General features: G+C 34.1%; 36 protein-coding genes. 21 read left to right on the forward strand and 15 right to left on the reverse strand.

The window, feature by feature from the left end:
• The first annotated feature begins 53 nt into the window (after nucleotides 1-53).
• From WEN_RS03050 to WEN_RS03070, 6 genes are all read left to right on the forward strand, one after another.
• Nucleotides 54-686, forward strand: coding sequence for a hypothetical protein (locus tag WEN_RS03050; protein WP_014850083.1), 633 nt, complete (start codon nucleotides 54-56; stop codon nucleotides 684-686).
• Nucleotides 687-698: 12 nt separating this feature from the next.
• Entirely contained in the window at nucleotides 699-1361 is a 663-nt protein-coding gene (locus WEN_RS03055; RefSeq protein ID WP_014850084.1) for a hypothetical protein, read from the forward strand.
• Between the two features lie 9 nt (nucleotides 1362-1370).
• Nucleotides 1371-1979 (forward strand): hypothetical protein, encoded by a 609-nt coding sequence (locus tag WEN_RS03060; RefSeq protein ID WP_014850085.1) that lies wholly within the window; start codon nucleotides 1371-1373, stop codon nucleotides 1977-1979.
• 64 nt (nucleotides 1980-2043) lie between these two features.
• On the forward strand, nucleotides 2044-2175 hold the full coding sequence (locus WEN_RS03955) for a hypothetical protein (protein WP_274506140.1): 132 nt from the start codon (nucleotides 2044-2046) through the stop codon (nucleotides 2173-2175).
• A 92-nt stretch (nucleotides 2176-2267) separates the two neighbouring features.
• Nucleotides 2268-2756 carry a hypothetical protein gene (locus WEN_RS03065; protein ID WP_148268015.1) on the forward strand — a complete coding sequence of 163 codons (489 nt, stop codon included), beginning with the start codon at nucleotides 2268-2270 and terminating at the stop codon, nucleotides 2754-2756.
• Between the two features lie 222 nt (nucleotides 2757-2978).
• Nucleotides 2979-4367 (forward strand): hypothetical protein, encoded by a 1389-nt coding sequence (locus WEN_RS03070; RefSeq protein WP_014850087.1) that lies wholly within the window; start codon nucleotides 2979-2981, stop codon nucleotides 4365-4367.
• Nucleotides 4368-4436: 69 nt separating this feature from the next.
• Here the strand turns inward: WEN_RS03070 and WEN_RS03780 are convergent, their stop codons facing one another.
• Entirely contained in the window at nucleotides 4437-4595 is a 159-nt protein-coding gene (locus WEN_RS03780) for a hypothetical protein (protein ID WP_158308829.1), read from the reverse strand.
• A 389-nt stretch (nucleotides 4596-4984) separates the two neighbouring features.
• Nucleotides 4985-5389, reverse strand: a complete 405-nt coding sequence (locus tag WEN_RS03080) for a hypothetical protein (RefSeq protein ID WP_014850089.1) — start codon at nucleotides 5387-5389, stop codon at nucleotides 4985-4987.
• Between the two features lie 130 nt (nucleotides 5390-5519).
• On the opposite strand from WEN_RS03080, the gene WEN_RS03960 reads away from it, so the two are divergent.
• Nucleotides 5520-5654, forward strand: a complete 135-nt coding sequence (locus WEN_RS03960) for a hypothetical protein (RefSeq protein ID WP_274506141.1) — start codon at nucleotides 5520-5522, stop codon at nucleotides 5652-5654.
• A 116-nt stretch (nucleotides 5655-5770) separates the two neighbouring features.
• On the opposite strand, the gene WEN_RS03085 is transcribed toward WEN_RS03960, so the two are convergent.
• A complete protein-coding gene (locus WEN_RS03085) occupies nucleotides 5771-6283 on the reverse strand; it encodes a hypothetical protein (protein ID WP_014850090.1) in 513 nt (170 codons plus the stop codon).
• Between the two features lie 120 nt (nucleotides 6284-6403).
• On the opposite strand from WEN_RS03085, the gene WEN_RS03090 reads away from it, so the two are divergent.
• The 5 genes from WEN_RS03090 to WEN_RS03110 all read left to right on the forward strand — a co-directional run bounded on the left by WEN_RS03090 (nucleotide 6404) and on the right by WEN_RS03110 (nucleotide 9578).
• Nucleotides 6404-6886 (forward strand): hypothetical protein, encoded by a 483-nt coding sequence (locus WEN_RS03090; RefSeq protein WP_014850091.1) that lies wholly within the window; start codon nucleotides 6404-6406, stop codon nucleotides 6884-6886.
• 153 nt (nucleotides 6887-7039) lie between these two features.
• On the forward strand, nucleotides 7040-7708 hold the full coding sequence (locus WEN_RS03095) for a hypothetical protein (protein WP_014850092.1): 669 nt from the start codon (nucleotides 7040-7042) through the stop codon (nucleotides 7706-7708).
• A 57-nt stretch (nucleotides 7709-7765) separates the two neighbouring features.
• Nucleotides 7766-8455: a hypothetical protein gene (locus WEN_RS03100; RefSeq protein WP_014850093.1), complete on the forward strand. Its 690-nt coding sequence runs from the start codon at nucleotides 7766-7768 to the stop codon at nucleotides 8453-8455.
• 91 nt (nucleotides 8456-8546) lie between these two features.
• Nucleotides 8547-9386 carry a hypothetical protein gene (locus tag WEN_RS03105; RefSeq protein ID WP_014850094.1) on the forward strand — a complete coding sequence of 280 codons (840 nt, stop codon included), beginning with the start codon at nucleotides 8547-8549 and terminating at the stop codon, nucleotides 9384-9386.
• A 3-nt stretch (nucleotides 9387-9389) separates the two neighbouring features.
• On the forward strand, nucleotides 9390-9578 hold the full coding sequence (locus WEN_RS03110) for a hypothetical protein (RefSeq protein WP_014850095.1): 189 nt from the start codon (nucleotides 9390-9392) through the stop codon (nucleotides 9576-9578).
• 41 nt (nucleotides 9579-9619) lie between these two features.
• On the opposite strand, the gene WEN_RS03115 is transcribed toward WEN_RS03110, so the two are convergent.
• The 3 genes from WEN_RS03115 to WEN_RS03125 all read right to left on the reverse strand — a co-directional run bounded on the left by WEN_RS03115 (nucleotide 9620) and on the right by WEN_RS03125 (nucleotide 11842).
• A complete protein-coding gene (locus WEN_RS03115) occupies nucleotides 9620-10279 on the reverse strand; it encodes a hypothetical protein (protein ID WP_014850096.1) in 660 nt (219 codons plus the stop codon).
• Nucleotides 10280-10350: 71 nt separating this feature from the next.
• Entirely contained in the window at nucleotides 10351-11046 is a 696-nt protein-coding gene (locus tag WEN_RS03120) for a hypothetical protein (RefSeq protein ID WP_043911409.1), read from the reverse strand.
• Between the two features lie 118 nt (nucleotides 11047-11164).
• Complete coding sequence (locus WEN_RS03125; protein ID WP_014850098.1) at nucleotides 11165-11842, reverse strand: hypothetical protein; 678 nt, start codon at nucleotides 11840-11842, stop codon at nucleotides 11165-11167.
• A 161-nt stretch (nucleotides 11843-12003) separates the two neighbouring features.
• Between WEN_RS03125 and WEN_RS03130 the strand changes: the two genes are divergently transcribed.
• Both WEN_RS03130 and WEN_RS03135 read left to right on the forward strand, forming a co-directional pair.
• Nucleotides 12004-12696, forward strand: coding sequence for a hypothetical protein (locus tag WEN_RS03130; protein ID WP_014850099.1), 693 nt, complete (start codon nucleotides 12004-12006; stop codon nucleotides 12694-12696).
• Between the two features lie 71 nt (nucleotides 12697-12767).
• A complete protein-coding gene (locus WEN_RS03135) occupies nucleotides 12768-13514 on the forward strand; it encodes a hypothetical protein (RefSeq protein WP_014850100.1) in 747 nt (248 codons plus the stop codon).
• Between the two features lie 66 nt (nucleotides 13515-13580).
• On the opposite strand, the gene WEN_RS03140 is transcribed toward WEN_RS03135, so the two are convergent.
• Genes WEN_RS03140 through WEN_RS03150 form a run of 3 tightly spaced genes read right to left on the reverse strand, consistent with a single transcriptional unit; the run spans nucleotide 13581 to nucleotide 15280 of the window.
• Complete coding sequence (locus WEN_RS03140; protein WP_043911411.1) at nucleotides 13581-14129, reverse strand: phospholipase D-like domain-containing protein; 549 nt, start codon at nucleotides 14127-14129, stop codon at nucleotides 13581-13583.
• Between the two features lie 2 nt (nucleotides 14130-14131).
• Nucleotides 14132-14734, reverse strand: coding sequence for a restriction endonuclease PLD domain-containing protein (locus tag WEN_RS03145; RefSeq protein ID WP_052304253.1), 603 nt, complete (start codon nucleotides 14732-14734; stop codon nucleotides 14132-14134).
• A gap of 30 nt (nucleotides 14735-14764) precedes the next feature.
• Complete coding sequence (locus WEN_RS03150; protein ID WP_014850101.1) at nucleotides 14765-15280, reverse strand: hypothetical protein; 516 nt, start codon at nucleotides 15278-15280, stop codon at nucleotides 14765-14767.
• A gap of 258 nt (nucleotides 15281-15538) precedes the next feature.
• Between WEN_RS03150 and WEN_RS03155 the strand changes: the two genes are divergently transcribed.
• From WEN_RS03155 to WEN_RS03180, 6 genes are all read left to right on the forward strand, one after another.
• On the forward strand, nucleotides 15539-15907 hold the full coding sequence (locus WEN_RS03155) for a hypothetical protein (protein WP_014850102.1): 369 nt from the start codon (nucleotides 15539-15541) through the stop codon (nucleotides 15905-15907).
• A 59-nt stretch (nucleotides 15908-15966) separates the two neighbouring features.
• Entirely contained in the window at nucleotides 15967-16356 is a 390-nt protein-coding gene (locus WEN_RS03160; protein ID WP_014850103.1) for a hypothetical protein, read from the forward strand.
• Nucleotides 16357-16425: 69 nt separating this feature from the next.
• Nucleotides 16426-17937: an MIP family Ig-specific serine endopeptidase gene (locus WEN_RS03165; RefSeq protein WP_014850104.1), complete on the forward strand. Its 1512-nt coding sequence runs from the start codon at nucleotides 16426-16428 to the stop codon at nucleotides 17935-17937.
• Nucleotides 17938-17972: 35 nt separating this feature from the next.
• Nucleotides 17973-19406, forward strand: a complete 1434-nt coding sequence (locus WEN_RS03170; protein WP_014850105.1) for an MIP family Ig-specific serine endopeptidase — start codon at nucleotides 17973-17975, stop codon at nucleotides 19404-19406.
• Between the two features lie 306 nt (nucleotides 19407-19712).
• Complete coding sequence (locus tag WEN_RS03175) at nucleotides 19713-20939, forward strand: DUF31 family putative serine protease (RefSeq protein WP_014850106.1); 1227 nt, start codon at nucleotides 19713-19715, stop codon at nucleotides 20937-20939.
• Nucleotides 20940-21088: 149 nt separating this feature from the next.
• Nucleotides 21089-21814, forward strand: coding sequence for a hypothetical protein (locus WEN_RS03180; protein WP_014850107.1), 726 nt, complete (start codon nucleotides 21089-21091; stop codon nucleotides 21812-21814).
• Nucleotides 21815-22159: 345 nt separating this feature from the next.
• On the opposite strand, the gene WEN_RS03185 is transcribed toward WEN_RS03180, so the two are convergent.
• From WEN_RS03185 to WEN_RS03200, 6 genes are all read right to left on the reverse strand, one after another.
• Nucleotides 22160-22930, reverse strand: a complete 771-nt coding sequence (locus WEN_RS03185) for a type I restriction endonuclease (protein WP_014850108.1) — start codon at nucleotides 22928-22930, stop codon at nucleotides 22160-22162.
• A gap of 256 nt (nucleotides 22931-23186) precedes the next feature.
• A complete protein-coding gene (locus WEN_RS03965; RefSeq protein WP_274506142.1) occupies nucleotides 23187-23312 on the reverse strand; it encodes a hypothetical protein in 126 nt (41 codons plus the stop codon).
• Between the two features lie 53 nt (nucleotides 23313-23365).
• Entirely contained in the window at nucleotides 23366-23509 is a 144-nt protein-coding gene (locus WEN_RS03785) for a hypothetical protein (RefSeq protein ID WP_158308830.1), read from the reverse strand.
• A gap of 35 nt (nucleotides 23510-23544) precedes the next feature.
• On the reverse strand, nucleotides 23545-23982 hold the full coding sequence (locus WEN_RS03190) for a hypothetical protein (protein ID WP_014850109.1): 438 nt from the start codon (nucleotides 23980-23982) through the stop codon (nucleotides 23545-23547).
• Nucleotides 23983-24089: 107 nt separating this feature from the next.
• Nucleotides 24090-24797 carry a hypothetical protein gene (locus tag WEN_RS03195; protein ID WP_014850110.1) on the reverse strand — a complete coding sequence of 236 codons (708 nt, stop codon included), beginning with the start codon at nucleotides 24795-24797 and terminating at the stop codon, nucleotides 24090-24092.
• Between the two features lie 73 nt (nucleotides 24798-24870).
• Nucleotides 24871-25350: a hypothetical protein gene (locus tag WEN_RS03200; RefSeq protein ID WP_014850111.1), complete on the reverse strand. Its 480-nt coding sequence runs from the start codon at nucleotides 25348-25350 to the stop codon at nucleotides 24871-24873.
• Nucleotides 25351-25382: 32 nt separating this feature from the next.
• Between WEN_RS03200 and WEN_RS03205 the strand changes: the two genes are divergently transcribed.
• A complete protein-coding gene (locus WEN_RS03205; protein ID WP_014850112.1) occupies nucleotides 25383-25580 on the forward strand; it encodes a hypothetical protein in 198 nt (65 codons plus the stop codon).
• The last annotated feature ends 146 nt before the right edge of the window (nucleotides 25581-25726 follow it).

Below are 25726 nucleotides of genomic sequence, written 5' to 3' on the forward strand. Positions count from 1 at the left end.
TCTTTAAATCCTCTACTTAAAATTGCTGTAAATTCGACAAGCTTAATTGAGCCTTGTCCGCTTTAACTAGGGCTTTTCAATTCTTTTCTGGTTTGGGTTTAGTTTCAACAACTCCCTTTGCAGTTAAATTCGCAAACAAACAAGAAGTAACTGTTCGAGGGATACAAAGATTAGTTAAGGAAGATAACGCACCACAAGAAGTTATCCCTAAAGAAGTAATAAAAGATTTACAACAAGGGGAGGTAATAAAGGAGATTAAAGCAATGATGAAGGATGATAGGGGTGATCCAAGTTGTTTCTGGATGCCAAATCAACAACAAAGCAGAGGATATGAATTTCTAATGTGTGTTTATACAGGAAAACTGGAGTCTCCTATTCTATTCCACTATGACGTATGAAGAAGTTTGGGTAGTGGAAGACAAGTGAGACAGGTAGAACATATTGTTTTCACTCAGGTCCCGTCACAAATGAAATTTAAGAGTGGTGAAACTGTTAATGTACCTAGAACAGCAAAACTTTATTTAACAACTCAACTTTTGAGAAAAAATGACACTTTAATTCCTGAAAAACATTGCAAGATTACAGGTGGTGTAAGAAATTACAAATTAAATTGCTCAGACAAAGATATTGGTGGAGTGCAGTTAGACAAATTACACCAAAATAGACACACAACTCTGTCCAGATAATACTGTCTTTAAATGGCTACATCTATTGCAGTCAGAACTCTACAGATATTTACTGGACTAGGTGCAGTTGCCACTACTCCATTTGCAACAAAGTTCGCAAATAGGCGAATAAATCTTCCATTTAAAGGTGATTCTCGAAAAATATCTACTGCGGGGGAATATACAAAAAATGAGCCTGAACCTGTTAAAGATAACAAAGAAGAAGCGATGAAAAAAGCAGTGGAAATGTTGGGTGAAGGAAAATCTGGAGATAAAAGGGGATGTTTCTGAATGCCACAATTGAATTCAATAGAATTCTTCTTCTGCTTTAACGTAGACAAATTAAATTCACTGTTTTTGTTTCACTTTGACAGAAAAGGAGGGAATGCATGAGAAGACAAATTAAATCGAATTGAAGAAATAACTTTGCAAAGAGAGATGAACTTTGCGAAAGGGAAAAACAAATCTATAAATCCGAGATTAAAAGCACAGCTTGCTTGAATGCATAGATGACGAACAACCTTCAAGCCTAATGAACATTGTCGGATCGATTCTTCTGAAATGAAATCAAATAATTACACCTTAACTTGCAACGCCTCAGGAGTTAGTGGGGCTGAAAGAAAAGATCCTTGAATTCAGAATATTTCTAAAAATGATGTTCACATTCCAGAATTCCAAGACAAGATCAAAAATTAGTATTCTATTTTGTCTCTAACCCTAGTTAAGAGAACTATTCAGATATTTGCTGGATTAGGTTCTGTCTCAACAGCCTCTTTAGTTCCTTCTTTTATAGGTAAAGGAGAAGAAAACAAGTTACCTAAAAGAGACAGACAAATATCTAACAATCACAGTGAAGAGCCTAAAGAAGAAAACGTATTACAAAGAGCTGTACAAATGATGGAATCAAAAGAGGGTAATCAAAAAGGAGAAAAAAGATGTTTTTGATTGTTTGCGGAAAAAAATTGATTTGAACTATTGATGTGTGTGAATATGAAAACTCTTAAACCGATAACTCTGTTCTACTACACCTGAAAAGATAAAGAATTAAAGGAAGTTATGGACATGACCTATAATGGAACTTCCATTTTAAAAATGACTTTTGAGAGTAGAGGAACTAAAGATTTACCTATTCATTTAAGAACTTCTTTTGCATGATATAGAAGAGGTACAAAGAGCTTTATTCCAAGCTCTCACTGTCAAATGGAAAGAGTTGGTGAAACTTCAGCATATACATTAACTTGCAAAGATCCAAATCACACAGAAGCAAGAGGTTTAACTAAAAGAGTTGTCCCAGAACTACCTAGCGGGAAATAGCATACAAGGTCATTAAACTTTTAGTAATTTTTGGATTACAGAGAATCTAAAAGACAGATAAGCAGTGTCTGTCTTGATTAAAGGTTTTCAAATTTTTTCTTTAGCTGGAACAGTTGCTTCTGTTCCATTTATTCCATCACTTAAAGAACAAAATGAAACAATTCCGGCTGTCGAATTAACCTCGGGGGGGGCGTAGAAAAGGTTCCAGAACCAGCTCCTATTCCCGCTCCTAAGCCTCTTCCACAACCCACTCCCCCTAGAAAAGAGGTAAATCAAGGACAACAAGTAATGCAGCAGGCTATGGAAGAAATGGCCGCGGATAGAGGGAAGGGTGCTAAAGGAACTAACGGTTTAGGTTGTTTTTGAATTCCTGGATTCCCTGCGGAGTTGTTCTTCTGTTTTGATAAGGGAGAGCTTGGTTCAGCCCCCTATTTATTTCATTATTCCTGAAGGGGGAATAGGGGTGAAAGGGCGGAGGATAAGTTACAAAAGGTAGAAAATATTGTTAGGGGCGGCTCAAGCGTTCACCTCAAGAAAGGAAGTCAAAGAGCAATGTCTGGAAAAACTAAGTTATTGATGGGATGAACACATAAATGACCAGAACAAACTCCTTTTGATCCTGGCAAGCATTGCGTAATTACCCAAAATGAAAACAAAAACTACAAAGTGGCTTGCACTAGTCCTGTTAATTCCGGCCAAGATAAATGAGAAAAAGAGATTCCTGCAAGTCACATTGTGGAACCGAATAATTCAGAGATAAAGAGAGTATCTGAATAATAAGAAGTTGAAATAGATTTGCCTATATTAATTAAGGCTGTTCAGTTCTTTTCTGGTCTAGGGACTGCTGCTACTGTACCCTTTGCAGTGAAATTTGTAAGTGAGGGTTTGCGAGATAAGCGATTTATGGGAGAGTAGATTTCCAATCACATTCCACTACCGACTTTAATTGGCTTTCAACAAAATTATTAAAGAATTTCTTTTTCTTAAAGCTTTCAAATCATGATTTGAAAGAAGCTACTTCTAGAGGTTGGAGCTGTAGGAGGTCTTGGTGGAGGAATAAGTGGATGGATTAACTCTCCGGGGGGGGGCATTCAAGTAGAAAAGGATAAAGATTCTCTATTCTTTAACAAAAATGATTCTTTAAAGGTAAAACAAACGGCAAGCAAGGAACTCAAGAGAAACTCTGGTTTAGTTCGAGAGCTGAACCATACTGCTCTAGGAGTCTATAGATGACAAAGTGAAGGAGTGAGTGAAGACATTCTCTTTGTTAAAGGTTGAGACAAAGCAGGTCCTCACAAAGTCATTGAAAGTAAAAAGCACTCTCAAACAGAAAGAGAGTTGTGGGGAGGTAGAGAGTTAACTTATGGTAATAGTTGATTTGGACCAAGAAATACTACTTTAAATCTAGAAGAGATAGAAAAAGTAAAAGAAACAGCTAAGACAAGTAAAAAGAATTACTGAACTGAGATACAAGAGTCTGGAAAATTTATAACTCAAGAAGATCTAGATGAATTACAAAGATATTGAGCTAATAGAAGTAAAGAGTTAGAAGAAGATATCTTTGGACTCTATCATGGTCGAAATTGATGAGTTAAGAAATTTGAAGAAAAGAATGGAAAAGTAGATCTTGAGTTTGATTTTTCAAAAATCAAAACAATATTAAGTAAGTCTGAAGATGAACTCAGAGATAATCCTTGAAGTTATGGACAACTTTTCAGAAATCCAAAACTTGCTATAGCTAGATTAGCAGGTGATGTTGAGGGTACAGCCTTCAATTATCTAAAGAAATATCTTTGAACAGAAGCTCCAACAGTTAAAAGACTAAAAGAAAAGAACATCCTTCCTGCCATTATTGCATTAATTGCTGGTAGTGATGAAACTGGCTTTGATTGTAGTTCTACTGAACAAGAAAAATACAAAAGTAAATTCTTTAAGGAGTGTTTGCCAGAACACATAGGAAAAATAAGAAATGGCAAGGTAAAGAAAGTTCTGAAGGCAACTTGAAAAGGTAATCAGGACTTTTGAGTTCCTGAGCGAGGTGGAAAAACTTCCTGACATGGCTACCAAGGATTGAAAGGACAAGAAGAAAAAGACTTATTAAAAATGGATGAAATTAAACAAACAGCATTCCTTAATGAAAAGTGTGAGTTAGCTTACCAATGATGAAGTGATTTTCTAGATACTGCCAAAGAAATTAGAAGAGAAGTTTGTGACCAAATTATCAGACCTTGATTTGGAAATATAGTTCATGACAAGAGACTTTGCTTAATTGAAATTGAAGATTTTTCTTATCACTTAAGACTTCAAACTTACTTAGAAGTATTTCCAGTACCTGCTTGACTAAATAAAAATACTTTTTGAACTAAATGTTCTAACTACGGAATCTAAATAAACAATAAAAGATTAAAAATAGATTTTCTGAATTAAGGGAAACGGTTTAGTTAAAGAAACGAAACTTTATCTATTTAAAGTTACAGAGTTATCTTCATTTTTTCACTTACCATCTTCAAATATTTTTCTTTTCTTCCCGATTTCTAACTTACACGTTTCCCCTTCAATACTTCCTTTAATTCTTCTTCATTTAACTTTTTCTTGTTCACCTTTTTTCGATGACACTACCAATCCCCAACATTCATTACTATTCTTTAACAACCAATATTTCTCTTCTACGGTGTCACCAAGATACTTTCATTTACCACTTCATTTATATTTCGTTTGTCCATTCCCGTTCCCAGAACCACCACTACCGTTATTCCACTTTCAACCTCCACTTTCTGTTCCGTTGGTTACTTCACTTGTCTTAATTCCTTTTACTTTTTGATATATTTCTTTACCTCATCCAGCTTTTACTTGAGCAGCCCTTTTATCTGTTACCTGCCCCCCCCGAGTACAAATAATTCACTTAAACCTCCAACTCCAATACCACTTCCACTAGCAATCATTACAATCACTTTTCCCAGCATTCCTCTTAATCCTCACATAACAGCTCTACCTTTTTATAAATACTAAATTACTATAGGTGTAAAGCTATTTGCTCAATTTAATTGTTTATCTCCATCACTAGAAGTTATTTCTATTGAATAAGCTTCACGGCCCTTGTATTTCTCTCTCTTTTTTAATTGAAAAGTAACTTTGTTTAATCCAAGACTTGTAATACCATGCATATTACTACCAGTCAAATCAAAAATTTGATTGCTACAATCTATGGAGTCTCCAAAAACTTGAGAGTCCTCCCCAGCGCCAACCTCACCTAGTCTAACCTTGCTTTGTTTATTTAATATATAGCTACTCTCAGATCCAAAAACTGTTGTTTCTGTGCCCTGCAGACTAATCTCTTTATGTCTTCTAGGAATGATAATTTGTCCTTTGTTTATTCTTTCGCCATATCCTTCAGCTCACAATTCAAGCACAGTATTTTCTGATATACTATTACTTTTTGGGTCTTTAATAGTTAAATAGATTCATAAATTTGAGTTAGTTCATTTGTGGTCTTTGTCATGTGGGTTATTAAAACAATTAGATAAATAGAACTTTTTGTTATTGCCTATTCTTCAAACATGTGAAGGATCTCATTCTAATGAAGAAAGAGAAGAAAAACCAGTTATTCCAGCAAAACCTCCAACAAAAGCAACAAGAACTTTTGCCCCCCCCCAGCATAAAAAGATTTATTGTTAGAGTTTAAGTCTCATTTAGAAATAGATATTTCTTGTTTTCTTGAAAAAACAAATTAGTTCTCTGTTTAGAAAATCTAAGCGATTAAAAAATTCTTATTTTCGTTAATTTTTTAACTACTAAGAATTACTATTGAAGGATTCAAGCCTTTGTGCAAATTCTTCATTACAACCCAATCTTCCTGATGTTATTGTGCAATTACCTTTAATACTTTTTCCAGTAGGGAATGTTTTGTCTCATGTGCTGTTACTTGCACTAATTGTCTTACTTCAGCTATCAGTGAAGGTTACAAAAAATTGATAATGTCCACCCCTACTGTTACCTGTATATGTGACATTTGTTACTTCTTTAGGCAAGTTAACTGAATTTGTTGCTTTTGCATAAAAGTAAAATCTCGCCACCTCAGAACCCTTCTTAACTGGACAAGCTAATAGTTTTGCCGTTTCTTCACCACCCTCTGAAAGTTTTCCTTGGACAGAAACTCAACAATTCTCTTCAAAATCACCAATTGATGTCAATCTAATTTGTCCTTCGCCTCCCCCGAGCTTGGTAGACATAGTAGTGTAAGCAACTCCAGCACCAACTACTGGAACTAGAGTTAGTGAAGCTAACTTTCCAATTAATATAGACATTTATTTATAAATTTCTTAAAAGCTAAAAAATAAATTTATTTTTCAAATTTAATTATTTAAGTCAAGAGATGGCAGTATCAATAGTTACTAGGGGATTACAAATTCTCTGGTCTCGGTCTTGTGGCCACTACTCCTTTAGTAACAACTTTCACTAATCAATCAATAGGTGTTAATAAAGGAAAAGATGTAAGAAATGTTGGCGAGGAATCTCAACTCATTCAAGAAGAGACTCCAGTTAAAGATCTAAAACCACAAAATGTCTTGAAAGAAGTCAAAAAAATAGTTAGTCAAGGTGGTGAGAGTGGAGATCTTGCTTGTTTTTGATTACCTAATCAAACTAAATGAGAGTTGTTGATGTGTGTTGATACTAAAAAAATGGACTCAACTCTTCTATTTCACTATGGTGTGTGGGATGGTATTAGACAAGTAAAACAAGTTGAAAGTATTTCTTTCGCCAGCTCTCCAGCAATGATGAAATTCACTGATGGAAATAGCGAAAAACTAACTCCAACAGCAAGACTTTATTTAACAACAAAATCTACATTGCAAAGAAAGAGAGGAACTTTAATTCCGAAGTCTCAATGTAAAGTTACTGAAAGTTAGAAAAAATATCAATTAATTTGCTCTGAATCGAAAGAAAGTACAGAAGTTGCAATACTAACGGGGAGGGTTGAGTTAGAGTTTCTACATAAAGTAAATGTCAAACATTAATCAATAAGGCTTTTAGAGCTTTTCTTGTTCCTAAAATAGCCTAATATGGCAGTATCTCATATAGTTAGGGTTTTGCAAATTTTTGCTGGTTCTGGGGCTATAGCAGTTGTTCCTTTTTCTGTTCAATTTGCAAATAAACAATCAGAAATTAACTTAAGTGGGGACCAGAGACCAATATCTGACGACAACAGACAAGAACCGCAACAAAAAGAAGAAAAGCCGGTTAACACTGCTGATGCAGTATTAAAAGAAGCGGTAAAGAGATTAGAAAATGAGGGTGGTGAATCAGGAAAAACTGGTTGCTTTTGATTGCCTGCTAGATACAACAGGTTAGATCTGTTTATGTGTGTTAACACGCAAACACTGAAACCTTTGACTCTATTCCACTATGACTGAAAAGTCAAAAATAAATCTTTGAATGAAAAGTTGAATGAAGTTGTTGAGGTCACATATCATAGCTCTTTTGATATAAAAATGAAATTTCAAGATGGTAAATATATGAACATCCCTCGATATTTAACTAGTTCTTTTGCTTGATTAAGAGGTTGAGGAGAAAGTATGAAACCAAGAGAACACTGTAGTCTTTCTCCTAAATCAGATGGATCCAATCAACACAGATTGAGTTGTAGAAAAGAAGATAAAAAAGAAGGATTTAATGATGGAGTAAATCCAGAATTGACTAACTCTGATTCAACAAAACTACAAGCTGGTTAAGTATTTTTATTGTCCGAAATCTCAAAGAAAACTTAAACTCTAACAATAAATCTTTTTATGCTGGGGGGGGCAAAAGTTCTTGTTGCTTTTGTTGGAGGTTTTGCTGGAATAACTGGTTTTTCTTCTCTTTCTTCACTAGAATGAGATCCTTCGAATGTTTGAAGAGTTAGCTCTAAGACTAAATTTCCTTTATTTACTTGTAGACAAAAATCAAAACTAACAGAGAAGCAAACAAATCAGGCCTGACAGGATTCAGAATTATTGGTTTACTTGACATTTAAGAATGGTGTGTCAACATTAACAGATTCAACTGAACTTGTATTGAATGGCAAAGGATCTTTTAAAAAGGGCAGAGGATGAAAAAATGAAAAATCCGTGCACAATCAGTTAGTAGATTTACAAGAGAAAATGAATGACATCGCAGAAGATTCTAGATTTGTTTTGACTGTTAATAAAGACTCTAAAAGAAATAGACTAGGAGAGTCTGGTACCGGAACTGACGTTTATGAATATGGCAGTATGGTTTATTGCGATAAATCTTTGTTTGCATTTGACACATATAACGAGCTAAGGGGGGATAGCTGAACAGATTGAGAAAATAATGTAGGTCTTAAAAATGTTCAGTTTTTCTTAAAAGACTGTCAAACAAATAAGTATGACAGTAAATACGGTTGTTCGATAGAGATTAAATCTGGCAATAAAGGTTTAAAGTGAGCAAATGGATTTGATCCCATAGTAATTCAATAAACCTTCACTAACCTTTAACTCTTTCGGTATCTATCTCTTTTCCTTGAATTAAATAATTTATTAAATCAATTCATAAAAGCTAGTTATTTGGTTGACGAGTAGGAAAGCAATAATACAGTTACAAGACCTTAATAAATCAAAACTCTATTCACTAGGTATCTTTCTATGAAAAAAGTTCAGAAGTCTTAATCCCTATAAAGTATCAGTTTTTACAGGGATTATCTTTTTGACTGGTACAGTAATTGAACTGTATTTTGCAATTTCAGTTAAGAGAATATTTCTAATTATTAGACAAATAACTTGACAATCTAACCTATATGCTTTCTTATTGTCTTTACTTTGTCTTGTAAAGCCAAGTTTATTGTCTTTTCACTTTAACTACCTCTTTATAGGAGTAGCTTCTCTACTATTTACTTCTTCAATTATTTTTCTGTTTGTTTTGTTACCAGCTTTTCTTAACTTGAACCTAATACAACAATCAGAATCAATTCCTGAAGGTTCTCTAATCTTCTGGAATATTTGAAATCATGTTGCTACTCCTTTATCTTTCTTTAATGTATTAGTTCACAGACTATCTAAAGATAGTCATAAGTGAACAATTACTAGACAAGTTGCTTGATTTAGATATAAGTTGTATTGAGTAATACAACTATTAGGAAATATTTACTTCTCTTTCGACCCACAACAGCCCTCTGCTTATGGTGCATTCTCTAATTGGTATTGGGGAAAGAAAGTAACGCTTGGTGGTACAGAGCCAAATGCACAACAATCATCAATAATGCTCTACAACTTTCCTCTTTCTTTCTTTGCTTTCTTTATTGTTATGGCTGTAACTTGTATCTTTTTCTTCTTCTTATGACATCTATTTGGACCTAAAACTGAAAAAAATAGTTGATTAAAGTTACCATCAAGATTAAATTTCTGGGGCTAAGGATTGGCCAGTTTATTTAGATACAATCTCTGTCTTATTTCTTGTGGAGCTCCTGCAGGATTAGCTGTTTATCACTATTTTGTTAGAAAAGATCAAACAGAGAATGTAGCCGAGAAATGTTGTTGTAATTCTGGAGAGGAGACGGACTGTACTCAAGAGTGTGAAGAAACTTGCAAAAAGAAAGAAAAGTAATAGATTAGTTAGTTTTTAAATCCTTTTCAACTCTTAGAAAATTATTGTTGTTGAATTTGTGCTTTATATCTATTGCTGTGAAGTGATTCCAAACTAACTGTTTTTTCTAATTTTTTTCCTCCACTAACTTTTGTTTCACTATCACAAGTTAATGTGTAATTGTTTTTACCAGCATTATTTGTTAGTTTGCAATGTTGTTCTGGAATTAGTTCAGTTCCTCATTTATGCAATCAAGCCAAAACGAGTTTCACATATCCTGTCATCTTTACAGATTCGTTATCTTTAAGTCGCATTAGAGCGCCAGTGGAACTATAGGAAAAACTGGAAATTTGATTTAGTTGTTTTTGTAACTTCAATTGATTTCTTGAATCTCAATGAAATAGGAATACTCGATCCAGTTTGTTTGAATAAACACAAGCCAATAATTCCAAACCTTTAACTTCCGGTCACCAGAAACATTGCTTGTTGCCGCCACCAGACACCTCATCCATCATTTTTTGAGCTTCTCCCATTACTTCTGTTGATTTAAGTGGTTGTGATGGAGTGACTTCTTGTTTTTCAACAGTCTCTTCATAAGAAACTAATCTTGGCATCCCTCGAACAGTTACTTCTTGTTTACTTGCGAATTTAACTGCAAAAGGGGTTGTTGAAACTAAACCCAAACCAGAAAAGAATTGAAAAGCTCTAGTTAAAGCAGACAAGACTAATTAAGCTTGTCGAATTTACAGCAATTTTAAGTAGAAAGGGATATTAGAGCCAGTATTTAAAAAATCTATGCTGTTGTCATTAATTCCGGTTTTGCAACTTCTACCGCTCCCCTAGGAACTTCTTTACTTCATGCAGGCTCGCTATGTGAATTATCAGGAGAACAAGTTAGAAGATAATTTCCTCCAGTCTCTTTCTCGGCGACTCTGCAATACTTGCTCGGATCGAAAGAAGCGGTTTTTCATTTGCTAGATATTCATTGAAGATATGGCTTTAATTTAGGAGATATTGGTGAAGATTTGCCATCTCTAAATGTCGCTTCCTTCGCAGTCATGCTCATAACCTTTTGTAGTTTTTCGTTTGTAGCCCCTCTACCTCTATAGGAATAGTGAAATAAATAAGGGAAAATTCCAGAATCTCCTCTATCAAAACAGAAGAACAGTTCTGCTCCAGGTAGTTGTGGAATTCAAAAACAACCTAATCCTGTAACTGGCTTTCCATCTCCCTCTCTAACCATTTCTTTCATTGCCTGTTGAAATACTTTGGTCTCCTTAATTTCTGGTTTGTTAGGGGTTGGCGGAAGTAAAGGTGCAGGTTTAGGTTCTGGTTGAGGAATTACTTCTGGAATAGTCGATATAGTCTCTTTGACTTCGCCCCCCCCGCAGTCAATTCAGCAACTGGAGTTGTTGTATTTTGCTCTGTAAGTGATGGAATAAAAGGGACGGAGGAAACAGTACCTACCAAAGAACAAACTTGAAAACACTTGGTTGCTATAGCCAAATTACAAAGTGTTCCCCTTCCCCAGAAATTACTAAAAGTTTAATTCTCTTTAATATATGGAAACTTAAAGTCCAGAAAGACTAAAAAACTTTCGTTAATTACTAAATTACTATGGGATCAAATCCATCTGCTCACTTTAAACCTTTTTGATTTGAAGACTCAATTTTTATTGAACAGCCCTTAACCCCTTTGTATTGCTTGTTTGCGTCGCAGTCTAAAGAAAATTTAGTTGTTAAAAGATCTGCCGATTTCTGTGTGTCTCTTCGACCATCTGTTTTCAGAAAACTGTCAAATGTAAATAACTTTTTATTGCACATTACTACTGAACCATAACGTTCAGACTCCGGACCACCCCCTGTTTCTCCTAGTCAATTGTTTCCTGTCTCGCCACTCACTGTGAATACGAATCAGGTTTCAGAACCACCATTGTGTTGGTGTAAATCTTCTGAATTTTTGTATGTTATGGAGTTAAAGGGGACTGAACCTGTGAATCTTTGGTAATGCCCGTCTCCTACCAATTGAAGTTCAGCCCCTTGTTCAACCGATGAAACTCCTTTTTTAAATGTCAAATAAACTTCTAAAACTGAGTTGTTTCATTTACTTGATTCACCATCGTCTCCTCTTCTCCCTTGCCTGCAAGTAGTTAAATAGAATCTATTTTTATTTTTTGTTCTTCAAACATTTGAAGGATCTCATTCTAGTGAAGAAAGAGAAGAGAACCCAGTTATTCCAGCAAAACCTCCAACAAAAGCAACAAGAACTTTTGCCCCCCCCAGCATAAAAAGATTTATTGTTTGAGTTTAAAGCCCCACCACCTCTAATGAACTGGTTTATTTCTAATGAAAGTATGAAATTAATAAAAACTCTTAATTTAACTAATAAATAAAGCTTTTCTTAAAAATATTTGAGAAAGAGAAGAGTTTCCACTTATTAATCTCTTTTGTCTGAAAAGAAAAAGAAAGCCTGACTTTTCGCTCCACTGGGCTGTTTAATGGCGGGAACAGGTTGTGGTGTTCCTTTTATCCCTGGAGTTTGAGGGGCAAAGCTTCCGGGGATTTCATATCCTAGGTTTGTTTTAGGTTCTAGCGAGTCTGGGCAAGAATTGCACATTCCAGCACAAGATTTAATAAGCGAAAGAGGGTTGAACGAAATTCCTTTCAGCAAAGTAAATATGAAGTGAGGATTTAGAAAGTTGGGAGAGTGAGATGCATTGATTAGTAGTTGTAAGGATGGCAAAAAATTTTATGTAGGAACTCATATTTGAGGAGAGGAGTATCGTTTGCACAATGGAAAAAGATTTTCTGGCTCCAAAGAAAACTGCTGTTGCAATAATGATGCTGAGGAAAAGGAGAAGGTGATTACTTTAAATTCTTCCTTCAAGAAGAAAAATGGCAGTACGGGACAAGAAATTTCAAAATTAATGCTTGTTGTGGGCACTTGCAAATTCAAATTAAATCAAGAAGATTCAACTGGCTCGGAAAAATTAAGTCTGACTATGGATTGTGATGGAGGATATACCGATAGTGGCTCGGGGGAGGCGCCGAGTACAAAAGAAGAAGTGACCCTAACTTTGAGCGGAGAGCATTACAAACTCAGATACATGCAGAAAAACAACCACTCAACTCAAAAATAATAAATATTTATTAATTAACGCCCCTCATTCCTTGTCGGTGATTTAATAATCAGAAAATAGCCATTTAAAGATTGGCTTTTTCTCCCGAACAAAAAAAGAAGTTTTTTCTTTTTAATCTCGGTGGTGGCACAATTGCCGGAACTTGTTGTGGATTATCTTTTGTTCCTTGAACGGGTTCTGGACCTAGTGGGCCAAAAACTCTAAGATATGGAAGTTGATATCCGAGATTTGTACTTGGCTCAGTTGAAATAGAAAACAATGGAATTAAGATGCCTAGAGAGCTATTTGTAGAGGCTAGTGATTCCCTAAAACAAGAAGATCATCAAGAAGCAGAAATATCTTTTGACAAAGTAACAATGAAATTAGGAACAAAAACATTAAAAGCTGGTGATGTTTTCTTTAAAAAGAGTGATGGCGGAGAGGGAGAATATTATTTTGCCCAACACATATGAGATACAGAATTTCGACTAGATAATGGAGAGAAAAAATCATGAACAGAGCTTCAAGGCGGTAATGTCAAACCATCTGAAAATGGAAATAGCCGTGGAAAAATCCAAGCCATAAAGTTGAAACTGAAAAATGGAGCTGGGGGGGGCACTTCCTCTACTTCCTCTCCCAATAAATCCATCATTATAGTTGGCCAATGTAGCTTTAAGTTAAATGCGCGAGAAAGTAAGCCAAAAGAATGAAAGAATATAGAAATGGCTTGCAAAGCAGTTCCAAATAATTCTGGAAATGGAGGGGGAGGAGATCAAAATCAAAAAATAACTTTAACGGGAGAACACAAACACCACTATGTATATACAGTTACTAAATAAGAGACTTGAGTTTTTGTCTTAAAAGATATTGAAATCTTTGTCTAGTTAATAGGTAACTAAAAGAAACTAAAGCTTAAAAGGAAAAGACATAAATCATACATCTCTTTCCAAGCCTTTACCATCTTTTTTAGTTTTTTGAGTTTTCTTTAAAAAGATTTGATTTCCCCCATAACCCCCCAACATCTCTTGAGTAATTATTCCGTGTTTTTTAGGATCTTCAGACACTTCTTTGAAGTTTTCAACAAAACCTAACTCTGCCAGTCTTCCCTTTATTCACTTACCAATTAATAATGTGTTTTCAAAAGAATTTAACTTTTTGCTCTTTTTGCCTTCAAATCTCGCTTTAAATAGATATCCATCATCTGTAACAATATAGAATCATTCAGTTTTAGAAGGCAAATCTTCTGAATCGCCTTCAACGATTAATTGAACATCATATCAACTTGAAGATTTATCATTAAGGCCCAATCCACTGTAACAAGCATTCAGAGAATGCTTAGTACAATCTAACTCTTTTTCAGTTGATAACAGAACCTCCTCTCTAGTAGGAACATTTAGAGTAAAAACAATAGTTCTTAGTGATTCAGATTTCTCTAATTCTTTCAGAGATAACATACTTAGATTACTTTAGAGATCTTGTGTTCTTTTTCTAAATCAGAATGAATAACAAATAAAAAACCTTTTTCTTCCAAAACACCTATATTTTCAGAGATATTCTCAGACTTTAAAGTTTGTATATGATCCAAAGAGCTTTGAAGAACATCAGCTGTATCTGTTAAAAGAGCTATTTCATATTGATGTAATCTAGTTGTTTCAGTTGCAATTAAAAAACTTAAGTTAGCGGAGCCGATTATTGCTGAAAAAACTTGTTTATCTTTCATAAAGCAATAAAGCTTTCCGTGATATTTACAAGATTTCATTAGTCTTATCTCCCCTATACCTGCATCTTTTCATTTCTTATTAATTTCTAGAGCTAATTGATGCAATGGTTTTGGAAAGCCATTAAAGAAATACATTCCCAAGATTACAGAAATATTCTTTATATTCTTTTCAGTTACTAATCTATCTAGTTCTTTTAGTGAAAGAAAGGAAGAAAAACCAACAGAGATTTCTATTTGATCTGCTTTTTCAAGCTCTTCTCTAAAACAATCATTAATTGTTTTTTCTCCTTCTTTTGGTCTTAAAGAAGGAATATCGGAATATAGAAATCTTTCTCCCATATTTAAGAAAAGTTATTTAATTCTTGGTTTTTAGTATTTGGTCAAAGGAATAGACTTTTCACTTCCGCAATTTAATTTTGGAGCATCAGAATCTTGACTATCTATACTTCTGCATTTACTGTATAGTCCCCCTTGACTAAATCCACCTAATGTTTTGATAGTTTCATCTTTTCCTTTTACTCCACTAAATGATTCATTTGTTCCTTCTCCCTTAGGTTTTACAATGACACTTCCTCCAAGAAGCGTTCCCTCGCCAGTAGAAGAAAGCACTTTTTCTATTTCCTTTATGGATTTGATATCTTCCCCACTCTTATTGACAACATAGTATTTCAAGGATTCACCAATCTGACAAACAGATAAATCTTTTTGATTGACTGTATCGGAAAGAATAACTCAACAATTGCTTTTTTGTGTTTTGAAGGAATCTATATTAATTTCTCTCGAAGAATTATTAGAAGAAGAATAAATAATTGCAGTAGGTATTGCAGATACAGCTCCAACTGTTAAAAGTCCTCCTAAAAACTTAAATAGAATTGTTGAGGCCATTGTCTAATAACTTTATGAAAAATTAAAAGTTTAAACTAATTTGTTCGTTAGATTTATCTAAATATCTAATTCAAAATTAATAAGAAAGATCAATTTTCCAAAAGGAGTTAATAACACTCTTTTTACTGTAATTCAGAGAAATCAATTTTTAAATCTCTAGTTGCCTCATTAACTACTTCAAGTAAAAAAGCTGATAGCTCTCAGTTACCTGTAAAAGAGACATTAAAGATTCCTCATTTTGAACCAACTTTTACTATTGTGAAAGCCCCAGCCCCAATAGAAAACTATAAGGAAGACAACACTCTATTTGAGCCAATAGCAGAAGTAAAGACACAACAAACTGTTGTAGCTGTTATTAAACCTCCTGAGGAAGTAAGTGACTCGAAAGAGGTTAAATACTCTGAAACTATCCAAGAACATAGAAGAAATTTATATTTGTTATTTCATAGAAATTTTGGAAAAGATTGAATGGTATCTATTACTCTTTTTTATTTACCTAAAAAACAACAATATTGTTTAAGTTACATAAGAAGTTTGCCAGAATGAATAAAAAATGATGAGACTTGAATGAAAAAGAGATCAACATATTATGCCTTAGCTAGAAAGATTATGGATTGTTATTTTTAAGCTGGATTTGACAACACACTAGAGCTTATTAAGAGTAATAAAGATCAGATACACCTGGTATGAGAAAACAACCTATTATCTCTTCTGAACTTTATAAACAACTACATGCAAAGAAAGGCAAGTCAGCTGAAGTAATAGAAGACTTTGAGATCATTTTTGCTGAGGAGTTAGAGAAGGAAAGGAGAGAGCAAAAGATGGAAAAAGAAAGCAATAATACTTGTAAAGAAAGAAATCCTACTGTATTAACTCAAGCAGATCTCTTGAGAAGATTGCATGCTACAGCCAATAGATATCAAGAATTGTTTCACAAATATATGGATAAGAAGTTAGAGGAATATGAACTAAGAGAATTCTTGGAACTGGAGAGAAAAAGAACTCTTTGACAAAGAAAGTGTGAAGAATACGATAAAGAACAAGAAACTCTATTTTTAGAAACTAAATCTCCTTAACTAACTTCTTTGAAGAGCTTTCAACTACAACTCCGAAATAAAATCTATTGAACTGAGTAAGTAAGTTTTATGCCTATTACCTGAAAGAGCGGAACTGTTCTATTTTCTGCTATAGCTGGTTCAATTGTTGGTGCAAAGAAATTAATGAATGGAAGTAATGATCTAATTGCCCCCCCCAGCTCAGGAATAGATAATGATCAATCACTCTTTGAACAATATTCAGTAACACAAGAAGAAACAAACGATTTAACCGATCCAGAAACTTCATATTTTGAACTTAAACAAAGCAAAATAGAAGAAGATCCATTTTCCCAGCCATCAGAAGGAAGTGGTTCATCTTGGAACTTTGCAGATTACACAGAAGAACAAAAGATAAAGAATAGAGAAGAAGCTAAAAGAATCTACAGAATACTAGATGACTACACCTTTAAATTCTTTATGCCTTGTGGTTGAGGAACTGCTTGAATACTGGACTATCAAATACCTGAACAAGGTAAATATCCTACAAAGTGATACATAGCAACAAATGCACACGTAATTCAAAGACTTAGTTTTTCTGAAAATACCTATGGACAAAACCTACCCAAGTGGGATAAGTGAATTCAATATCTAAGAACAAAGGGAAGACACTCAAGTCAATATAACTCAGTAAAAAGCTATCAAGGTCCAGTAAGAGATACCTGTTGAGCGGTAGATACAGTAGGTCATATAGACATAAACCTTTCACACCATACAACTGGAGAGAAGAATAGATCAGATGTTGGTGGAGTTGCTCTTGGAGAGATGAAAGAACCTAAGTTATTCTTCTCTGCCTTTAATTTCTTAAACAAAAACATTCACGATGGATATCACTTCTTGGATTTTGTAGTACTAGAAATTGAATTTACTAATGGGGATATTGCTAAGAGAGTAACAAGAGATTTTGCAACTAAATATGAACAACATCCAGAAGATGCTATTGATTTATTTGGTAAGCCAATAGAAAGTAAATATACATCTAAAGAAGAACTATGAAAAGCTAAAGATAACTACTATATTCTCTCCTACCCCAAAGTACCAGGAAAAGACAAATGACAACACACACTTAACTGAGATAAAAATAGTACTATTGCATCTCATTTAATGGCACATGGTTTTGAGATGAATGAACAAAACAAGAATAAATACAAAGGATTTGTACAAGCAAGAAAGCATTGAGAAGATTGACAAAAGGGCTTTAAGTGACAAGGGGATGTTTACCACAAATTTGGACACTACTATCAAATGTTTGGAAATGCAGTAGGGCCTGGATCGTCTGGTGGTTTGTTTGTTGATGGAAAAGGGGTTGCTGTTGCGGTAACTGCTCAAACTTCTCAAAACCCTTACGGAACAGGTGGAATGTTGTCTTGAGTGGAGCCTCTGAGAAGTGATGGAGTAGTAGATGAAGAACTAAAGATAAATACTCCTAAATATGACCTAATATTGGGGGCAGAAGGGCAAAAGAACTCTTATAAACAACAAGTAGAAAAATACATTCTTAAAAATGGTGGAAGAACATGGTTAAGCAAGAGAGGAAATTGAACTTATCAACCAGCATATTAAATAAAATCAAGTATTAAGTATTATCTATTTCTGTTATGGGCTGAAAGGCTTGAGTGATTGCTGTTCCAACAGTAACTGGTTCTGCTTTCGGACTTAAAGAATTAATAACTAGAAACAGTCTACTGCCCCCCCCTCAAAAAGATATACAAGCTCCTTCAGTTGGATTAGTTAATCAAGAACAAAGAAGAGAAGAAGAGGTTATTGGTCTTAGTCTCTCTCAAGACACTATTCAGTCTAGCCAAGAAGATGTAATTAATCTTGCAGATGATGATGAATACATCTATTCAAGGAGAAAAGGGGATGTAAGAAAAGAAGCTAAAGAAGCTTTAGATAGATTGAATGACTATTCTTTCAAGATCTTCTTTCCTTGTGGTATTGGAACTGGTTGGATACTAGACTATCAACTTACTGATGATGGCAAGTATCCTACAACTTGGTACATTGGAACTAATGCTCACGTAGTAAATTCCTTTAGATTTTCTGATAATCCATATGACCAAAGACTTCCTTACTATACAGGAGAGACTAACAAACTTAGATGAATGAATGATAAAGTTAATTATTCTGATGTTGAACTTTGAACTGGCAAGAGCTGTAGAGCTGTAAAAGGATATGGTTATCTAGATATAGGTCTTTCAAAGCCGGAAACTGGAGAAAAACATAGACCAGAATATGGTTTCATTCGCTCAAAAAAGATTAAAGAGCCAAAACTCTTCTATATGCCTTATAACTTCTTGAAACCAAATGCATCTCTTGGAATACCAGATCACAACTATAGAGACTTTGCAGTACTAGAAATTGAATTCAGTGATCCAGAAACTGCTAAGGAATTAACAAATGACTTTGCCAATAAGTACAAAGTAGATAGCACAAATGCAATCAATATATTTGCTAACCCCATTGACTCCAAATATTCTCTAGAAAAACTAGATGATGCAAATGAAAATTTCTACACTGTAGCTTATCCGCATACCCAAAAAGACAAATATACTCCTGCTGTTAACTTCGATGTTCAAAAGGCTGAGGCATCTAACTTAACTAAAGAAATGTATTATCTTTCAGGAGAAAGAATTAGAGGATATGTAGACGCAAAGAAACTAGAAGATAGACACCCTTCTCTCAAGACTGAATGGAATGGAAAAGAATTAAGTGAGGTTGGACATCTTTATTGAATAAATAAGTTTGCACTAGAAGGAGGTAGTTCAGGTAGCCTTTATACAGATAAGGATGGAAATGTATTAGGAGTTAAGAGATTGGCTGAATGAGTTGTTTCAAATCACTCCGGTATTGTTCCACTTAGAAGCAATGAAATTAAAAAAGATGGAGTGATTTACTCTCCAAAATATGACTTAATTCTTGGTTCTGAAAATCAAACCTCTTCTTATAAACAACAAGTAGAAAGATATATTACTAAGTATGGAAAAAGAACTTGATTGAGTGCTAGAGAATGAAAACACAAATCCAAATAAATAATTAAGTAGTATTATGCCTATTACTTGGAAAAGTGGAACTGTTTTATTCTCTGCTATAGCTGGTTCAATTGTTGGTGCAAAGAAATTAATGAATGGGAGTAATGATCTCACTGCCGCCCCCCCCACAACTTAGAAGCGGTAACTTTAGCGGATAGCAATAATTTTGTAAATTGATCTGAACCAGTAAAGGAATATCAAAATAGTTTTCAAGAAACACAACAAACTTTAGTAACTGAACCTTACAGCTCTCCTACTTATACAGTAGCTTCAGAAGGAGAAAGATTCACAGACGATGAGTCTCAAATGACCCCAGATAAGACCTTTTATTATTGAGGACATAAATACACACCTGAAAAGCAAAGACAAAATAGAGCTGAAGCTAAAAGAATGTACGAAATATTACATGACTATTCCTTCAAGATTCATATGCCTTGTAGTTATGGAACTGGTTGGATACTAGACTATCAAATACCTGAACAAGGTAAATATCCAACTAAGTGATATATCGCTACAGCTGCACATGTAATTCAGGGACTTTCCTTCTCAACCAACCCTTATAAGCAAATTTTGCCTAAATCACAAACATGAACTGAACACTTAAGAAAGAATGGAAAACAAAAAGACAGATATGAAGAAATGATGAAACAAGAAAGAGACATAATGGATACTTGTTGAGCAGTAGATTGAGCAGGACATATTGACATAAATCTCTCACAACAAGGTAATGGACCAGATAGAAAAGCAGATGTTGGGGCAGTCTTCTTAAAAGAAATGGAAGAACCTAAGTTATTCTTTACTGCATTTAATTTCTTAGATAAAAATGCTGTTGGAGGGAGACATTTCAGTGACTTTTCAGTGCTAGAAATTACATTTACTAGCGAAGAAGCTGCAAAGAGAGCTACAAATAACTTTGCAACCAAAGAGAGATATAAAAATGGTTCTAAAGATGTAATTAATGTATTCAGTGAACCTATAGAGAAAAAATACAAAACCAAAAATGGGGAACAACTTTGAAGGGCGTTACAAAGAGAAAATAAGAACTACTATAACCTAGGTTATGGTTGAGGGGCGAAAGATAAGTGAACTTATACCACAAACTGAGATGAACAAAAAACCTTAGCTTCTACTATGGCTGGATACACTAGAGCAGCTGATATACGAACTGATGAATCTAAATTCCTGTGACAAGGTGACAAATACAACTTTTTGGGACATCTTTACCGACTTGAACATAATCCAGTAAGGGGAGGAAGATCAGGAGGTATGTATATTGATGGAGAAGGAAATGCCTTTGGAGTAGTTTCTATTGGTGGAGGAAATTCTACTTGAGCTCAGCCTTTAAGAAGTGCTGGTACCACAGAACAAAGAGAGGGAATGGAAACTGTTCCTTATGACTTAATATTGGGAGTTAAGGGTCAACAAAACTACTACAAAAAACAAGTAAAGGAATATATTACAGATAAGGGCGGAAAGACTTGATTGAGTACAAGAAAAGGTTGAAATTACAACGATCACGAACTATATTCTTAATCTAAAAATTATTAATAAGCTCTTTAATTAGTAACTCTCTGAAGTATTTGAATTTATTACTTTAATAAGAATTTTTAGTTCCCTTTACTACCAAAATTCAAAAGAGATAATCCTAGTTAAACATCACAAATATTCCTTAAATAGAGAGATTGTCTTTATCTGATGAAAAGAAGAAGAAAGCTTGACTTTTGGCCCCACTAGGTTGTTTAATGGCGGGAACAAGTTGCGGTATTCCTTTCATTCCTGGGGTTTGAGGAACTAAAGTTTCAGGAATTCCATATCCTAGGTTTGTTCTGGGAACTAGTGAGGGTGGACAAGAATTACATATAGTTGAGAGTGGATTACTTAAAAATAAGGGGTACAAAGGAGAAATACCTTTTGATCAAGTAACAATGAAATGGGGATATAGACAATTAACAGCTAATGATGCACTAATTAGCTGTAAAAAAGAAGAGTATTATGTGGGAAGACATATTTGAGAAAATCAATACTTTTTGCATAATGGACAGAAATTTTTTTGATCGGAAAATAGTTGTTCATCGTTTCAATCTGACAATGGTAAATCCATTAAACCTAATTTCGAGAAAAAAGTTGAAAATGACTCTGGCGGGTCGGGAACATCAGGAACTGTAAAAGCAACAAAGATATTATTACCCATTGGCACTTGTAAGTTCAAGTGAGCTGATGAAAATGATGTAAATTCTGGAAAGAAAATCTTAAATATGAATTGTGACGGCTATACCAATGATGAAATACCTGCTAACCCCCCCCGGGGGGGGACAACAGGAGCAGAACAACAAGGATCCATACAAACAGTACAAAATTACCTTGAGCTTAAAAGAGGAATATTTTCAGTCACTTTACAACCCCTTTAGAACGAGAGGGGCGAGAGATGAAGTTCAGAAATAATTCTTGGAATTAAATTAGTGTTTTTTATAGATTGCTCATATTGTCTCAAAAATAAATACTAGAATCAAGAGAATTCCAATCAATATAGTTCATCAAGCTCAGTGATTTAAGAAATTAATTAATAAAAATAAACCTATCAGAATTATTCCAATAAAAATTCTTATTTTGTTTGTATGGCGATTTGTGTGATGTGTGGCTAAAGGAGAATAAATAACTTGTCTGCAAGACTTACATGTTCATTTGGCAAGAATTTGTTGTTTTCGAGCATCCTTCTTTAACTTTTCACTAAAGCGAGTATCACTCTTAAATAACTATTCAATGATTCTTGCGGGGCTGAAAAGTACATTGACTCATTTAAGTTGTTGAAAGGAATCGTGATTACATCACCTCAGAGTTAATCGCTTCAGATGCATTGAATCTGGAATATCTCTCCTTCAAAAATAACTTACTCTTTGAAAATTAGTGGCCATAAAGAGTTGAAGGTTATTGAATATACTGAGTGGCTCAGAAACTAATCTGTCTTTGAAATATCTCTTTAATTGAATAAAAGCTTCAAAGATAGAAATAGTTGCTTTTTTAAGTTCTATACAGACTAAAGGCAAACCATTAATCAACAATACCAAGTCATAAATGTGTGAAAATTTTCCCTTGTGATATTCGTGGGCTTGTTGAATAACTTCAAAATAATTGTTTTTAATATTCTCTTGGTCAATTAATGGTATTTCAAGCTTCTCCTCTCGCCTTAAGAGTGAATTAATAACAATAGGTTTATTTATCTCTCTGTAATTTGTTTTTTTAAGTTCCTCCAATAAGTCATATGATTCATCTTCAGAAAATTTGAAATAAGGTTTGTTGTGCTTGCTGCGATAAAGATTTTGAAGTCGAATTAATAGATTTTTTTCTAATAGATAGGTTTTTGTTTTTCCTTCTTTTTGAAAGTCTTGTCTAAATTGTCAACCTATTCTTATAAGTTTTTTAATTAATCATTCTTCTCATTCAGCTTCAGTTCGAGCCCTTTGTTCTTTTGTTCTGAATTTCAGGTATTCTCTTTCCCTTCTCGGATAATATCTGTCTGATCTCATGACTTAAATTCCCAATATCAACAGAAGTATTTATTCCTTCTAGAAATATTTGTAAAAAATTTATTTCTAGCTAGGCAATTTGTTGGAGTTAAAGAATCAAAAAATATGTAATTGATTGGTTTCTCTCTCGAGCTTAAGAGCTAGATGGGGAGAGATATAGATAAGTTAATGAAACAGAAGAAAAAATCTAAATATATTTAGAAGTTAACTTACTTGTTGTTTGTTTTCTAAAAGTTCTAAAGCTTTAAAACAGGTACTAACTGAAATTAACAGTTGGGTGGTCTCACATTACTAACTTGGTTGCATTTTTAACTTCAATAGGCTCATTTGAAACATTTAATTCTTTTGCGGCTGCAACACCAGCAAAGCCTGCCATAAACATAGGTATGAAATATTTAATTGGCAACATCATAATCCTTTAATAATTCTACTTACTTATGGAATTGCTTTAACTCACTTAGGTTTTTCACCAGTTCAAATAATGTTTGAGGGAGGAGTCTTATCAATGGCTTGGGCTGCAAGAACTCCAACAAAAGCACTAACAAACATAGGAATGAAATACTTAATAGGTAACATCATAGTCTTTAAGAAAAATTAAAGAGTATTTTACAAAACTATTTAGTTGTAGTGAAATCAAAGATCATAGATGAGAGTGGTCCTTCTTTTGGGCCAGTACACTTAAACATTTTCTTATTTTCGTTAGTAGTCACTAACTTACATTCAGCATCTTGTGCTTGTCTCACTGGTTCTGGAAGTTCGAAAGAGTAAGATTTTCAGTCCTTTGTTTCTCTTTTTCGTCTTACTTTTTCCTTAGATTCTCCAAACAACTCTTTTTCTATCTTTGCCTGTAATACCTTTACATAATCCTTGTCAGAATTTCTTCTTTTCATTGGATTGGAGTTAATGCTTGATTCCATTGGATTCAAATAAAAAGATACTTTTAAGTCTGGAGAGTTGGAAAGGTGGTTGGTAATTAATGTAGAAATAACAGGTGCTATGGCAGATGCTATAGCTGTTAAGAAACTAATTAATTTCTTAGTTGTGAATGCCATATCAATACACTAAACAACCTATACATATCTAATTTCCAAACAAAACCACATATATTGTACTGATCTTTTTAATTAGCAATTAATGGAGTAGTAACAGTTAATAAACCTTAAACAATTACTATAGGCTTAAAGTTATCTGCTCACTTTATTATCCCTTCCCCCAAACCCGTTGTTTCGCTAGTTTTGATTTCTATTGAATAAATATTGTGACCCTTGTACTTGTCCTTTAAATGAGCATTAACACCATCAATATTTTTTAATTTGAAAGTAACTTTGTCTAATCGATAGTTTTTATAATCTTCCGAGTCATTAAAACCAAAAACTTTATTGTTACACTTTATGGTGTCTCCGAAGATTTGATTTTCCTCCCCGCCACCAGTTTCACCTAACACAAATAATGTTGGTGATGGTCATTTTGTTAATTCATAATCGGTTGAGGTAAAGCCTGATGGCTCCCCATCCCCTTCTACTGAGCCCTGCAAACTTTTTTCTACATATCATGTGGGTTGGATGGCTTGTTCTTTTTCCATTCTTTTACCTCATCCTTCAGCTCATAATTCAAGCTCGGTATCTGCTTTTATATCACTTACTTGGCCTTTAACAATTAAATAGATTCATAAATTTGAGTCAGTTCATTTGTGTGTTCCTTTGTCGCTTGGGTCATTGAAGCAATTAGATAAATAGAACTTATTGTCGTGAGTTATTCTTCATAACTCTTTAGGGTCTCAATTTGGGGCGGAAAAGGAAGCTCAACCAGCTACACCACTAAAGCCACTAAAAGCAATTAATAAAGCTTTTGTGCCTAAACCTATCATTTTTTAATTTTCTCTCAAGAAAGCTCTTTTTCTATAGACTTCGTAATTTGATTGCCCACCTAAATAATCTTTTTTAACCTAAAGAAAGTGTTTTTGGTCTGTGGAAATCACTACTCTTGATGGTTTGAGTGAAAGGTTTTTGATCACTTGAAGGGCAAGTTAGAGTATAAGAATCATTGCTACCTTCTTTCTTAATTAAACAGGTGGTCTTAGTATCAAATGGCTTTCCTCTTCACCTTTTCAATCAGTCAGGAATTTCATCAAAAGTTGTGAGATTTCCAAATCCTCCTGATTTGAAATGCAGGCTTACACGTCTGCTACTTTGGTAGGACATACTTGTAACTTGATTTACTCTTTGTGTTGTTTTTGTCCTATTGTTTCAGTTGTAGTGGAACCAGAAAGTTACTAGATCGGTGCTTGCTAAATTAGTGCAAACAAAAAGTGATGGTCTCTTCAAAGTCATTCTGTCTCCGCTAACTGCAAAACAACCAATATCTATTTGCTTGCCAGCACTTCCTAATTCTTCTTCCAAGATTTTTACCATTTGATCCATGGGTTGGTTGGATTGAGGGTTTTGATTAGAAGTTGCTGGGGGGGGGCACTACACGTGTTCGGGGTTTAAGAGTAAATGATTCATTATGAAAAGCAAATGATAAAGGTACGGTAGAAGCTACTCCTAATCCAGAGAAACCTTTAACAAGAATAGATATAAGAGACAAGATTGAAACCCAAAATTTTTATTGAAATTTTAAGTGTCATTTTTTGCTATATATGGAAACATAAGCCTTTATTCATGCGGGTATCGTAATCAAAATTTCAAAAAATAACTTAAAAATTTAAGACTTTTATTTCAATAGTTCTTGAGTTCAAGTTGGTCTATTTATTGTTCCTCACTTAACTTCTGTTTCCTTTCCATCTCCAATTCCAGT

The sequence above is a fragment of the Mycoplasma wenyonii str. Massachusetts genome (genome assembly GCF_000277795.1).
Taxonomy (GTDB): Bacteria; Bacillota_I; Bacilli_A; order Mycoplasmatales; family Mycoplasmoidaceae; genus Eperythrozoon_A; species Eperythrozoon_A wenyonii.